General features: G+C 59.5%; 8 protein-coding genes. 5 read left to right on the forward strand and 3 right to left on the reverse strand.

Going from position 1 to position 13,806, the window contains the following annotated elements:
* Nucleotides 1-33: 33 nt before the first annotated feature.
* Entirely contained in the window at nt 34-921 is an 888-nt protein-coding gene (galU, locus tag BTN45_RS18275; protein WP_004445838.1) for a UTP--glucose-1-phosphate uridylyltransferase GalU, read from the reverse strand.
* 195 nt (nt 922-1,116) lie between these two features.
* Here galU and BTN45_RS18280 point away from each other — a divergent pair, with 195 nt between their 5' ends.
* From BTN45_RS18280 to BTN45_RS18295, 4 genes are all read left to right on the forward strand, one after another.
* The gene (locus tag BTN45_RS18280) at nt 1,117-2,340 is read left to right on the forward strand and encodes a lytic murein transglycosylase (RefSeq protein WP_034497647.1); all 1,224 of its coding nucleotides are present in this window, start codon (nt 1,117-1,119) and stop codon (nt 2,338-2,340) included.
* A gap of 65 nt (nt 2,341-2,405) precedes the next feature.
* Nucleotides 2,406-3,641, forward strand: coding sequence for a DUF459 domain-containing protein (locus BTN45_RS18285; protein ID WP_207590425.1), 1,236 nt, complete (start codon nt 2,406-2,408; stop codon nt 3,639-3,641).
* Between the two features lie 245 nt (nt 3,642-3,886).
* A complete protein-coding gene (locus tag BTN45_RS18290; protein WP_207590427.1) occupies nt 3,887-4,561 on the forward strand; it encodes a response regulator transcription factor in 675 nt (224 codons plus the stop codon).
* Nucleotides 4,558-5,913: a HAMP domain-containing sensor histidine kinase gene (locus BTN45_RS18295; RefSeq protein ID WP_035208593.1), complete on the forward strand. Its 1,356-nt coding sequence runs from the start codon at nt 4,558-4,560 to the stop codon at nt 5,911-5,913. The genes BTN45_RS18290 and BTN45_RS18295 overlap by 4 nt, the downstream gene beginning before the upstream one ends.
* 81 nt (nt 5,914-5,994) lie before the next feature.
* Here the strand turns inward: BTN45_RS18295 and BTN45_RS18300 are convergent, their stop codons facing one another.
* Both BTN45_RS18300 and gltB read right to left on the reverse strand, forming a co-directional pair.
* Nucleotides 5,995-7,449 (reverse strand): glutamate synthase subunit beta, encoded by a 1,455-nt coding sequence (locus BTN45_RS18300; RefSeq protein WP_004445843.1) that lies wholly within the window; start codon nt 7,447-7,449, stop codon nt 5,995-5,997.
* 180 nt (nt 7,450-7,629) lie between these two features.
* A complete protein-coding gene (gltB, locus tag BTN45_RS18305; protein WP_006697197.1) occupies nt 7,630-12,375 on the reverse strand; it encodes a glutamate synthase large subunit in 4,746 nt (1,581 codons plus the stop codon).
* Between the two features lie 370 nt (nt 12,376-12,745).
* Here gltB and BTN45_RS18310 point away from each other — a divergent pair, with 370 nt between their 5' ends.
* Nucleotides 12,746-13,798 carry a low specificity L-threonine aldolase gene (locus BTN45_RS18310; protein ID WP_207590428.1) on the forward strand — a complete coding sequence of 351 codons (1,053 nt, stop codon included), beginning with the start codon at nt 12,746-12,748 and terminating at the stop codon, nt 13,796-13,798.
* Nucleotides 13,799-13,806 lie beyond the last annotated feature (8 nt).

The following is a 13,806-nucleotide window of genomic DNA, read 5'->3' on the forward strand; positions in this document are numbered from 1 at the left end:
AGGCCGGGATTTTGTCATCTATTCTCTGGTCTCTCACTTCAGCCCGTCGATCAGGGCCTTGATCGGCTCTTCGATTGCCGGACGGATATCGCCGCGCTCGAGAGCGAAAGCGACGTTGGCCAGAATGAAGCCATCCTTGGCACCGCAATCGAAGGTCTGACCGCGGAAATGATAGCCTGCGAACTCCTGCGACTTGGCAAGCGTCAGCATGCCGTCTGTCAACTGGATTTCATTACCGGCGCCACGCTCCTGATTTTCAAGAATATCGAAAATCTCGGGCTGAAGAATATAGCGGCCGTTAATGTAGAAATTCGAAGGCGCTGTACCCTTTGCAGGCTTTTCAACCATTTCGGTGATCTTAAAGCCCTCACCCACGGTCTCGCCCACGCCGACGATGCCATATTTATGCGTCTGGTCGGGAGCGCATTCCTGCACGGCGATGACGTTGCCCTGGGTCTGGTCGTAAAGTTCGACCATGCCCTTCAGGCAGCTTTTCTGTGAATGCATGATCATGTCAGGCAAAAGCACGGCGAAGGGCTCGTCGCCGACGATATCACGGGCGCACCAGACCGCATGGCCCAGGCCGAGCGGCACCTGCTGGCGCGTGAAGCTTGCGGTACCTGCCTTGGGCAGGAGGCCGGCCAGCAGTGTCAGCTCGGCATTCTTGTTGCGCTCGCGCAGCATCTGTTCAAGTTCAAATTGAATATCAAAATAATCTTCGATCACCGCCTTGCCACGGCCGGTGACAAATACAAAATGCTCGATACCCGCTTCTGCCGCTTCATCAACGACGTACTGAATAACCGGCTTATCTACGACGGTGAGCATTTCCTTCGGAACTGCCTTGGTTGCGGGCAGAAAGCGCGTGCCGAGACCTGCGACGGGAAATACGGCCTTCCGAATTTTCTTATGTTCTACCACATATTCCTCCTGAGAGATAACACTTGATCACAATCCCCGCACGCTGTTGTTATTTCAAAAACAACAACGTTTTGTAAAGGGTGACGCTACCATCTATTAATGGTAAAGAATTTGTTGACGTTCTTTTGTTATCCATGATGACGCCCGATGCGTTTTCGCAATCGAAATGACATTCGAGAGAACGAAAGACAGACGATGACAAAGATGATCCTTTCAGATGTCCGCAAATTCGGCTGCATGGTGGCTGCTGGCCTGGTAATCTCGCTGGCGCCGGTTTCGGCCCGCGCCGATGCCGGATTCCGTCAGTGGATCAACCAGTTCTATGCAACAGCCGCGAAAGAAGGCATTAGCAAGGCGACCTATCAGAAAGCCTTTGCCGGCGTTAGCGAGCCGGATCCCGACGCGTTGCGCAAGGCCACTTTCCAACCGGAATTCACAACGCAAATCTGGGATTATCTAGACTCCCGCGTCAATCCGTACACGGTGCGGATTGGCCGCGAAATGAAGATGAAACACGCGACGACCCTCAACTGGATCGAGCGCAACTTCAACGTCGACAAGCACATCATTCTCGCCATCTGGTCGATGGAATCGAATTACGGCGCGGTTCTCGAAAAGCCGGAGCGGCTGCACAACATCCCGCAGGCGCTGGCAACGCTCGCCTATTCCGATCCCAAGCGCGCCAAATTCGCGCGTACGCAATTGATTGCCGCGCTCAAGATCCTTCAGGCGGGTGACGTTACCCCCAAACAGCTGACGGGCTCCTGGGCCGGCGCGATGGGCCATACCCAGTTCATCCCGACAAGCTACCTGCTTTACGCGGTAGATGCGGATGGCAATGGCAAACGGGACATCTGGCATTCCGTCCCGGACGCTCTCGCAACTGCCGCCAATCTTCTCGCGAAAAACGGCTGGGAGCCCGGCCGGACATGGGGTTACGAAACCGCCGTTCCGCGTGGCGGCGCGCGGTATGAAGGCCAGACGAAGACCATCGCGGAATGGGCAAAGCTTGGCTTCACCCGTCCAAACGGCAAGAATTTCACCCGTGGTTCCGACCGCGCGATGCTGAAACTGCAGGGTGGGGCAAATGGCCCGGGTTTCCTGATGATGAAGAACTTCTTCACCATCAAGAAATACAACGCCTCCGACAGCTATGCGCTCGCCGTCGGACTGCTCGCGGATGAAATCGCCGGTTACGGCGGCATGCAGCAGAAGTGGCCGCGTCCGGACGGTACGCTGGATATTCGCGAAAAATTCGAACTTCAGACCCGCATGAAGGAACTCGGCTATTATGACGGTGAAGTCGACGGCAACTTCGGCTCCGGTTCCAAGGCCGCCATCAGTGCCATCCAGTCACGCATGGGGATGGACGCGGACGGCCAGCCGTCGCAGCGGTTGCTGAGAGCCCTTCGCAACTGATAATGTGCCGGCGAGTTCGGCGGCAGTTACGAAACGCCGCCGAAATATCCGGAAGGGCCGATGTCATGAGTACGAAACCTGCGGAAAAGACTGGAAGAACCGGCTGGCGTTTCTGCGCTGTCCTTCTTTCCGCTGTTCTTGCCATGCCTCTCGCTCCCTCCGAGAGCTTGGCACAGGAACAGCGGCGTACCCTGTTTGAAATGCTGTTCGGCAGGCCGGTAGGCCGCGATGGCGGATCAGGCCGCGAATACCAGCCCCGCAACCGGCGCGATTTCCCATCCGCGCCGCGCGAAAGATCGGTTACCCGCCCGCAACCTGCAAGGAAAGCGCCTTCGGTGGTCCAGATGCGAACCGCTAAGCCGGAGCCTGCCGCCAAGCTTGAAAATGCCAGGCGCGTCCTCGTTATCGGTGATTTCCTCGCCGGCGGCATGGGGGAAGAGCTGGTCAATGCATTTGCCAGCTCGCCGGCAATTGCGGTCGATGTGCGTGCCAACGGCTCTTCCGGCCTGGTGCGCACCGATTATTACGACTGGTTCAAAAACCTGCCGCAATTCATAAGCGAGACCAACCCCGCCACCATCGTCATCATGATGGGCTCGAACGATCGCCAGCAGATGCAGATCGGCGATATCAAGGAAAAATTTGGCACGGAGGTCTGGCTCAAGGAATATGAGAGACGGATCGATGAGCTTCTCACCCTCGCCGGCCGCCCGAAAGTGCCGCTATTATGGGTGGGTCTGCCCGCCTTCCAGTCTCCCTCGCTTTCTGCGGATCTCGTTGGGTTCAACCGGCTTTACCGCAGCCATGTGGAAAAATTCGGCGGCGAGTTCGTGGATGTCTGGGACGGTTTTGTCGACGAAGCCGGCAAATTCGTCATCACCGGTTACGACATGAACGGTCAGCAGGCCCGCCTGCGTGAGGCCGACGGTATCGGCATGACGCAGGCCGGAAAGCGCAAGCTTGCCTTTTACGTCGAGAAATTCGTCCGCCGGCACCTCGACGGCGCCGGACCGGACCTTGTGAAACTGGACGGCAGCAATCTGCCGGCACTCACCTCCCTGCCGGCACTTGGCATCGATGCGGGACAGGTGCGCACCCAGCCGATCAGCCTTACCGATCCCGCTCTCGATGGCGGCGACAAACTGCTCGGGGATGTCCCTCTTTCGGCCGCGCCAACACGCGTCTCCGTCGTGGAATCCCCGCGCGAAAGGCTGACCAAGCGTGGCGAAATGGCCGATGCGCCGGCAGGCCGCATCGATGACTATCGGATGACGCCCGATACCACACAGGCAAAGCAATAGAAGCTTGCCCGCCGTCTGCCGCCCAGTCGGTCGGCGTAATGTTCAGGCAATCCCACGATGACAGGATAGCTGCAGCTTTGCAGGAATGCGGAGATCGGTCACAAACCTCCGCCGCTCCACCGATTTCGCACGGCGAATGTATTCGACGGCGACGCGTCGCTTGCCATGAGCGTCAACGGCACCGTCGTTTTTGACTCCATGTGTACGCTTCACCCTAAGCGTGCCGACAATGCCGAGACGAATTCATGCGCCTGCTGCTTGTTGAAGACGAACGTGAGATGGCAGCGGCCCTGTCTGCCGCGCTCCATCGGTTCGATATTATCGTGGATACGGTCGGAACACTGGATCTCGCCCGACACGCCATCATGGATAGTGTCCACGATCTCGTTGTGCTGGACCGGCAACTGCCCGATGGTGACGGCATCGAACTGATAGAAAATCTGCGTCTGCTGCCGGTCACCCCACCCGTCATAGTGTTGACGGCCCAGGGCGGACTCGTGGATCGGGTGAAGGGCCTGAACCTCGGTGCAGATGACTATATGGCCAAGCCTTTCGCTGTCGAGGAGCTACTTGCCCGCATTCGCGCCCTGATGCGCCGACCCGCCGGAACCGTGGCGATGACGGCGAAACTCGGCAGGCTGGAGTTTTGTTTCGAGACGCGCGAAGTGCGTATCAACGGCGCGTTTCTTCCGCTGACGAGGCGGGAGTTGCTGATTCTCGAAGCCCTGCTGCGACGACAGGGCAGAACAGTGCTGCGCTCGCTGCTCGAAGAGGCCGTCTATAACTTTGACGATGAAATCCAGTCCAATGCGCTCGATTCCCACATTTCCCGCTTGCGGCGCAAATTGCAGGCCGCGGACGCCGCCGTGGAGGTGCATGGCATTCGCGGCGTGGGATATCTTTTGAGGGCGACGGGATGAGATTGTCAAAGAGAAAGTCACTGAAGCGGCGATTGACCATTCAACTGCTCCTCTTCCAGATCGGCAGTCTGTTGATCGTCAGCGTCGCATTCTTTGCCTATCTGTTGAGCGACGGCGTCGGCAGCGCTCTTCTTAGCTCGGAGGCGGCGCAGATAACTGCAAACGCTTTGATCCGCGATACGGATGGGAAGCTTACGCTGAAAGAGACGGCCGAATATGCCAAACTCCGGGAAAAAATGCCCGATTTCTGGTTTGTTGCGCTGAGCGACAAGGATGAGCTCATCCAGGGTGGCCCTGTGCCCGAGGCCTACAGCAACATGGAGAAGGAGTTAAACGACATCAAGATTTCGAACATTCGCGAAGCCGGGATGTCCTACTCCTATTTTGCCGTTCTTTACCTTGCGGTCGTTCGCCGTGCATCCGGGCCAGCCGGAGAGTTCGTGATGGTCGGAAAAGGCGATCTTTTCAGCATGACGCTCCCTGTTCTGCTGTTTTCCAACATCATGATTTTCCCGGTCCTCGTCCTCATCTCCATTGCGACCACGATAGCAATTCCCTTGATCATCCGCAGGGAATTTCGGGCACTCTCGACGATTGCCAAAACCGCGGAAGCGATCGATATCGACAGACGCGGATATCGCTTGCCCGACAATGATATTCCACGGGAAGTGCAGCCGCTGGTGCATGCCGTCAATGGTGCACTCAAGCGCCTGGACGATGGCTATGAACGGCACAAGCGCTTCATTCTCGACGCCGCGCACGAATTGCGCACGCCGGTCGCCATTCTACAGACGCGTGTCGAAACTCTGCTGGAAGGGCCCGCACGCAGCCGGATTTTGGCGGATGCCAACCGTATCGGCGTGCTGGCCGAACAATTGCTCGATCTGCAGCGTCTCGGCGGCCAGAAGGCGCCATTGGTGCCGCTCGATCTGGTCAATCTCTGCAGATCGGTTGTTGCCGATATGGCACCGCTTGCCATCTCGCAGGGTTATGAGCTCTCATTTGAACCGGAGGAAGAACCGATCCTTGCACTTGCGGACGACCCTTCCCTCCGGCGAGCCCTGATGAATATCGTGCAAAACGCCATAGAACACGGCGGCAACCGCGGAACCATAACGATGACAGTGGCAGCCAATCGGGTGATAGAGATCGCCGACGAAGGCAACGGCATTCCTGAAAAGGAGCGGGAACTCGTCTTTGATGCCTTTCATCGCCTGCAACCCAGAGACCGGGGCACGGGCCTCGGGCTTAATCTCGTGCAGGAAATCGTGCGGTATCACGGCGGAGATATTACTATCGGCGATTCATCCAGCGGTGGGGCCTGCTTCCGGATTACGCTTCCCTATTGCTGAAAAAGAAGCGCTCGTTTTCTGACATCAAAAAAGGCCTGTTGCGGGTGCGACAGGCCTTTCCATTTTTATCCATTTGCCGGCTTAGCGCGGAAGAACGGTCGCGCCCATCAGCGCTTCGTCAATCGCACGCGCCGCCTGACGGCCTTCGCGGATCGCCCAGACCACCAGCGACTGGCCACGGCGCACATCGCCCGCCGCCCAGAGTTTGTCGACAGAGGTTCTGTAATCCGTCTCGTTGGCGACGACATTTGTGGAGCCACGGCGGTCCGTGTTGAGTGTCAGCTTGCCGTCCATTTCCTTCAGAACGCTGTCCGTGAAGGGACCGGAAAAGCCGATGGCGATGAAGGCGAGATCGGCCTTGATGATGAACTCCGTGCCGGCAATGGGCTTGCGTCGGTCATCCACCTGGCAGCACTTCACACCTGTCAGCACGCCGTCTTCGCCAACGAACTCGAGGGTCGCCACCTGGAACTCGCGGATGGCGCCTTCGGCCTGCGAAGACGACGTGCGCATTTTGGTTGCCCAGAAAGGCCAAACCGCCAGCTTGTCTTCCTTTTCCGGCGGCATCGGGCGTATGTCGAGCTGGGTGACTTTAACAGCACCCTGGCGGAAGGCCGTGCCAACGCAGTCGGATGCAGTATCGCCACCGCCCACAACGACGACATGCTTGCCGCCGGCGAGGATCGGATCGGCCGGCCAGCCAACGCTGTCAATGTTTTCACGACCGACGCGCCGGTTCTGCTGCACTAGATAGGGCATGGCATCATAAACGCCATGCAGATCCGCCCCGCCGATGCCGGCCGGGCGCGGGGTTTCCGAGCCGCCGCAATAAAGCACGGCATCGTGGTCGGCGAGAAGCGCCTCCACCGTCACATCGACGCCGACATTGACGCCACAATGGAAGGTAACACCTTCGCCCTTGATCTGCTCGACACGGCGGTCGATGAAGTTCTTCTCCATCTTGAAATCGGGGATGCCGTAACGCAGCAGGCCGCCGGGCTTGGATTCGCGCTCATAGACGTGAACCTCGTGGCCGGCGCGGCCAAGCTGTTGCGCCGCCGCCATGCCCGAGGGACCGGAACCGATGATGGCGACCTTCTTGCCGGTGTGGATCGTCGCCGGCTTCGGCACGATGAAGCCCAGCTCATAGGCCTTGTCGGCAATCGCCTGTTCGACGGTCTTGATCGCGACCGGCGCATCCTCAAGATTCAGCGTGCAGGCCTCCTCGCAAGGGGCGGGACAGACGCGACCGGTGAATTCCGGGAAGTTGTTGGTGGAATGGAGGTTGCGGATCGCCTCCTCCCAGTTGTTATTGTAGACCAGATCGTTCCAGTCGGGGATCTGGTTGTGCACGGGACAGCCTGTCGGGCCGTGGCAATAGGGAATGCCGCAATCCATGCAGCGCGCCGCCTGCTTCTGCACCTCGGCATCCGACATCGGAATGGTGAATTCGCGGAAGTGGCGGATACGATCCGATGCGGGCTGATACTTGCCCACCTGCCGGTCGATCTCCAGAAAACCTGTAACCTTGCCCACGTTTATGTCCTCACATCAAAGCGGAGCGCCTGTCGGGCCCCAGTACCAGGTGGCGAAACCCAAAGCCGCCCCCAGCACGATGAACTCAAATCCGCTCTCGCCGCCCGTCCAGGTGGTCGCCACGAATGGCGACCGCTGTTATCAGCGAGATCAGGTGGTGTAGTGTCCTCACGCGGCGGATTACTCCGCCGCCACGCCCATGCGCATGCGCTCCATTTCCTCAAGCGCACGACGGTATTCCACCGGCATGACCTTGCGGAACTTCGGACGGAACTCGCTCCAGCGATCGAGTATATCCTTGGCACGCGACGAGTTCGTGTAATGGAAGTGGTTGGAGATCAGCTGATAAAGACGCTCCTCGTCGTGGCGCGTCATGTCTTCGGAAACGTCGACACGTCCCTTGTGCATGAGGTCTCCACCGTGATGGTGCAGCTTTTCCAGCATGTCGTCTTCTTCCGGAACTGGCTCCAGCTCAACCATGGCCATGTTGCAACGCGTGGCGAAATCGCCCTTCTCGTCAAGAACATAAGCCACACCGCCGGACATGCCGGCCGCGAAGTTGCGGCCTGTCTCGCCAAGAACGACCACGATGCCGCCGGTCATATATTCGCAACCGTGGTCGCCGACACCTTCGACAACCGCAACCGCGCCGGAGTTACGCACCGCGAACCGCTCGCCAGCTACGCCACGGAAATAGCACTCGCCGGTTATGGCGCCGTACAGCACGGTATTGCCGACGATGATCGAGTTTTCCGCGACGATACGGGCGTTTTCCGGCGGGCGCACAATGATGCGGCCACCCGAAAGACCCTTGCCGACATAGTCGTTACCGTCACCCACCAGATCGAAGGTGATGCCTCGAGCGAGGAACGCACCGAAGGACTGGCCCGCCGTGCCGCGCAGCGTCACATGGATCGTGTCATCCTTCAGACCCTTATGGCCCCAGCGCTTGGCAAGCGCGCCGGAGAGCATCGCGCCGGCGGAGCGGTCGACGTTTCTGATCGGCACTTCGAAGACCACGGGTTCGCGGTTTTCCAGCGACGGCAGGGACTTTTCGATCAGCTTGCGGTCGAGAATGTCGTCGATCGGATGTTTCTGGCGTTCCGTCCAGAACGTCGCTTCCTTGGGTGCCTCAACCTTATGGAAGATGCGGCTGAAATCCAGACCCTTCGCCTTCCAATGCGCCAGCATCTCGTCCTTCTCGAGCAGTTCGGAAGCGCCGATGATCTCGTCCAGCCTGGTCACGCCAAGCGAGGCAAGGATTTCGCGCACTTCTTCGGCCACGAAGAAGAAGTAGTTGATGACGTGTTCCGGTGTACCCTTGAAACGCTTGCGCAGAACCGGGTCCTGCGTGGCAACGCCGACAGGGCAGGTGTTGAGATGGCACTTGCGCATCATGATACAGCCGGCCGCAATCAGCGGCGCGGTGGCAAAGCCGAATTCATCCGCGCCGAGCAGCGCGCCGATGATGACGTCGCGGCCGGTCTTCAGACCACCATCCACCTGCAGGGCAACGCGCGAGCGGAGTCCGTTCAGCACCAGCGTCTGCTGGGTTTCGGCAAGGCCGATTTCCCAGGGCGAACCCGCGTGCTTGAGCGACGTGAGTGGTGACGCGCCCGTGCCGCCATCGAAACCGGCGACGGTGATATGGTCGGCGCGCGCCTTGGCGACACCGGCCGCAACCGTGCCGACGCCGACTTCCGACACCAGCTTCACCGACACATCGGCTTCCGGATTGACGTTTTTCAGGTCGTAGATCAGCTGCGCCAGATCTTCGATGGAATAGATATCATGATGCGGCGGCGGCGAAATGAGGCCGACGCCCGGGGTGGAGTGACGGGTCTTTGCAACCGTCGCATCCACCTTGTGGCCGGGCAGCTGGCCGCCCTCGCCGGGCTTTGCGCCCTGCGCCACCTTGATCTGCAGCATGTCGGCATTGACCAGGTATTCCGTCGTCACACCGAAGCGACCGGATGCGATCTGCTTGATGGCGGAGCGTTCCGGGTTCGGCTGGCCGTTCAACAGCGGCATGTAACGGTCGGATTCTTCCCCGCCCTCACCCGTGTTGGACTTGCCGCCGATGCGGTTCATAGCAATCGCGAGCGTCGTATGCGCCTCGCGGCTGATCGAGCCGAAGGACATCGCCCCGGTCGAGAACCGCTTGACGATATCGGCTGCCGGTTCGACCTCATCGATGGAGACCGGCTTGCGACCGAGTGCTTCCGCCGACTTGACCTTAAACAGGCCGCGAATGGTGTTCATGCGCAGCGCCGTTTCGTTCACCATGCCGGCGAATTCGCGGTAGCGATCCTGGCTGTTGCCACGCACGGCGTGTTGCAGCGAGGCGACGGCGTCCGGCGTCCAGGCATGGCTTTCGCCGCGCATGCGATAGGCGTATTCGCCGCCGATATCGAGCGTGTTGGCAAGGATCGGGTCCTTGCCAAAAGCCGCTGTATGGCGCGCCACGGTTTCTTCGGCGATTTCGGTCAGGCCGACACCTTCGATGGAGGTGGCGGTGCCGAAGAAATATTTCTCGACGAATTCCGAAGACAGGCCGATGGCGTCGAAAATCTGCGCGCCGCAATAGGACTGGTAGGTGGAGATGCCCATCTTGGACATGACCTTGAGGATGCCCTTACCCACCGCCTTGATGTAGCGATAGACCACTTCGTCGTCGGAGACTTCCTTCGGGAAGGCGCCGTGCTTGTGCATGTCGAGCAGCGTATCGAAGGCGAGATAGGGGTTGATCGCTTCGGCACCATAACCGGCCAGCAGACAGAAATGGTGGATTTCGCGCGGCTCACCGGTTTCGACGACGAGACCGACGGAGGTGCGCAGACCCTTGCGGATCAAGTGATGGTGCACGGCGGCGGTCGCCAGAAGGGCGGGGATCGCGATGCGGTCCGGGCCAAGCTGGCGGTCGGAAAGAACGATGATGTTGTAACCGCCGCGGACGGCGGATTCGGCCCGCTCGCAGAGGCGGTCCAGCATTTCCGGCATGCCTTCGGCACCGCGCTCCACATCATAGGTGAAGTCGAGCGTCTTGGTGTCGAAACGGTCTTCCGTGTGACCGATGGAGCGAATCTTCTCCAGATCGCCATTGGTCAGGATCGGCTGACGCACTTCCAGACGCTTGGCGCGGGCGGCACCTTCATGGTCGAGAATATTCGGACGCGGGCCGATGAACGACACGAGGCTCATGACGAGCTCTTCGCGGATCGGATCGATCGGCGGGTTCGTGACCTGCGCGAAATTCTGCTTGAAATAGGTGTAGAGCAGCTTCGACTTGTCCGACATGGCCGAAATCGGCGTATCCGTGCCCATGGAGCCGATGGCTTCCTGGCCCGTCGTCGCCATCGGCGACATCAGGAGCTTGGTGTCTTCGCTGGTGTAACCGAAGGCCTGCTGGCGGTCGAGCAGCGACACGTCGCGGCGCAGCGCGCGTGGTTCGACAGGCTTCAGCTCTTCGAGGATGAGCTGCGTGCGATCAAGCCAGCTGCGATAGGGATGCTTGGCGGCAAGCTCGTGCTTCACTTCCTCGTCGGAAATGATCGCGCCCTTTTCCATGTCGATCAGCAGCATCTTGCCGGGCTGCAGACGCCACTTCTTGACGATGCGCTCTTCCGGCACCGGCAGCGTGCCGGCCTCGGAAGCCATGATGATGCGGTCGTCATCAGTGACGAGGTAACGGGCCGGGCGCAGGCCGTTGCGGTCGAGCGTCGCGCCAATCTGCTTGCCGTCGGTGAAGGCAACGGCGGCGGGACCGTCCCACGGCTCCATCAGGGCTGCGTGATATTCGTAGAATGCCTTGCGTTCGGCAGACATGGACTGGTTACCGGCCCAGGCTTCCGGGATCAGCATCATCACCGCGTGGGCCATGGAATAGCCACCGCGGACGAGGAACTCGAGCGCGTTGTCGAAGCAGGCCGTGTCCGACTGGCCTTCATAGGAAATCGGCCAGAGCTTGGAGATGTCGTCACCGAACAGCGCGGACGAAACCGATGCCTGACGCGCCGCCATCCAGTTGACATTACCGCGCAGCGTGTTGATTTCGCCGTTATGGGCGACCATGCGATAGGGGTGCGCCAGCTTCCACGACGGGAAGGTGTTGGTGGAGAAACGCTGATGCACGAGCGCGACAGCCGATTCGAAACGCGGGTCCGAAAGGTCCTTGTAATATGCGCCCACCTGATAGGCGAGGAACATGCCCTTATAGACGATGGTCGAGGAAGAAAGGGAAACGGGATAGAAATCCTGTGTTTCCTTGCCGCCGCCTTCGTCATAGATGCGGTTGGAGAGAACCTTGCGGATGAGGAACAGCTTGCGCTCGAAATCGGCATTGCTCGCGGCATCGCGGCCGGCGCCGATGAAGACCTGCACATGGTGCGGCTCGGTCGCTGCGATATCCGGCGCCTTGGAAAGCGAGGAGTTGTCGACCGGGACATCACGGAAGCCAAGGAACTGCTGGCCCTCTTCGCCGATGACGTCGACGATGACCTTCTTGTAGTGCTCGATGCGGGAAGGATCGCGCGGCATGAAGATATGACCGACGGCGTATTCGCCAGCCTTCGGCAATGTCACGCCCTGCGCGGCCATTTCCTCGCGGAAGAAGCGGTCGGGAATCTGCACGAGAATGCCCGCACCATCGCCCATCAGCGGATCTGCGCCGACGGCGCCACGATGGGTCAGGTTTTCAAGGATGAACAGGCCGTCCTTGACGATCTGGTGCGACTTGACGCCTTTCATATGGGCGACAAAGCCGACGCCGCAGGCATCATGTTCATTGGCGGGATCGTAAAGACCCTGCCTTTCCGGCAAGCCGCCCGCGAAACGCGCTTTCGCAGAAACGGGTGCAGCCGCAGCCGCGGTGGGACAGTCAGTGGTCAGGGTTGCGGCGGCGATGTCCGCCTGCGGCTTGTTCGTCATTTTTGTCCCTCCTGCAAATTACTTGCACGGTTTCATGCGAAGGTCCGGCGCGACGCAAATTTCGCCCTTTGGCAAAATCCGCATTCTAGCCGGCTGGATCAAATTTAGGACAGTAAGACTGTCTCAATTCCCGAGGATTTTGGCAGAAACCGGCGGAATTGGCAAGGGCGCGAATCCAATTAGTGAGACCGTCGTTTTATAGCGAAGTTTCGATACTGACCTATTGCGCGAAACTTTCTGTCGCAAATCCCGCCTCCCCATTGCTTTCATTGCCGGATTTGCCAATCGAGGAGTTAGGTCCTAGAACTTTGCCAGTCGTCGTTCCATGCATTCCCCAATCAGAACCCCAGCTATCGGAAAGCCTTCAGAGATGTTTTTTGCTTCAGACAATTGGGCTGGCGCCCATCCGGCCGTCAATGAACGGCTTTCGCGGGAATCCACCCGGTTTGCCTCCGCCTATGGCACCAGCGAACTCGATCTCTCCATCGAAAAGCGCTTCAACGAGATATTCGAGCGCGAGGTTGCGGTGTTTTTCGTCGCCACCGGCACGGCGGCCAATTCGCTTTCGCTGGCCAGCATCGCGCGCGCCGGCGGCCTGACCTTCTGCCATTCGGAAGCCCATGTGATCGAGGACGAATGCGGCGCGCCGGATTTCTTTTCCGGCATGCGCATGGTCGCAGTCGAAGGGCCGAACGGCAAGATGCTGCCGGAAAACCTGATCGAGCGCATTGCCCGCTATCCGCAGGATGCCGTTCACCACGGCCGTGCCGCCGCCATCACCATGACGCAGGCGACCGAAGCCGGCACCGTCTACACACTCGACGAAATTGAAGCCATCTCCAAAATCGCCAAGGAAAACGGCCTGCCTCTGCATATGGACGGCGCGCGTTTTGCCAATGCGCTGGCCGCCCTTGACACCACGCCGGCTGAAATGACCTGGAAACGCGGCGTTGACGTGCTGTCTTTCGGCGGCACGAAAAATGGCTGCTGGTGCGCGGAAGCGATCGTTTTCTTCAATCCTTCGCTCGCTCGGGATTTCTCGTTCCTGCGCAAACGCACAGCGCAACTGTTTTCGAAGTCACGTTTCATCGCAGCGCAGTTTGAAGCCTATCTGCAGGATGATCTTTGGCTCGGTCTCGCCAGCCATGCCAATGCCATGGCGAACCGGCTGCGCGCGGGCTTCGGCTCGCTGAACAGCGCGCGCCTCGCCTGGCCGACCCAGGCCAACGAAGTTTTCGCCATTTTGCCAAAGGCAGCCGCGCAAGCAGCGACGGAAAAAGGCGCAAGGTTCTATGACTGGCTGGAACCGCGCGACATGCCGGAAAAAGTCGGCAAGGAAGAAGTACTGATCCGCATGGTCACCAGCTTTGCGACGACCGAGGCCGATGTAGATGAATTCCTGTCCATCTGCGCTGCCGTGTGAGATATCGG

This window comes from Rhizobium sp. ZX09, from assembly GCF_017357485.1.
Taxonomy (GTDB): Bacteria; Pseudomonadota; Alphaproteobacteria; order Rhizobiales; family Rhizobiaceae; genus Agrobacterium; species Agrobacterium pusense.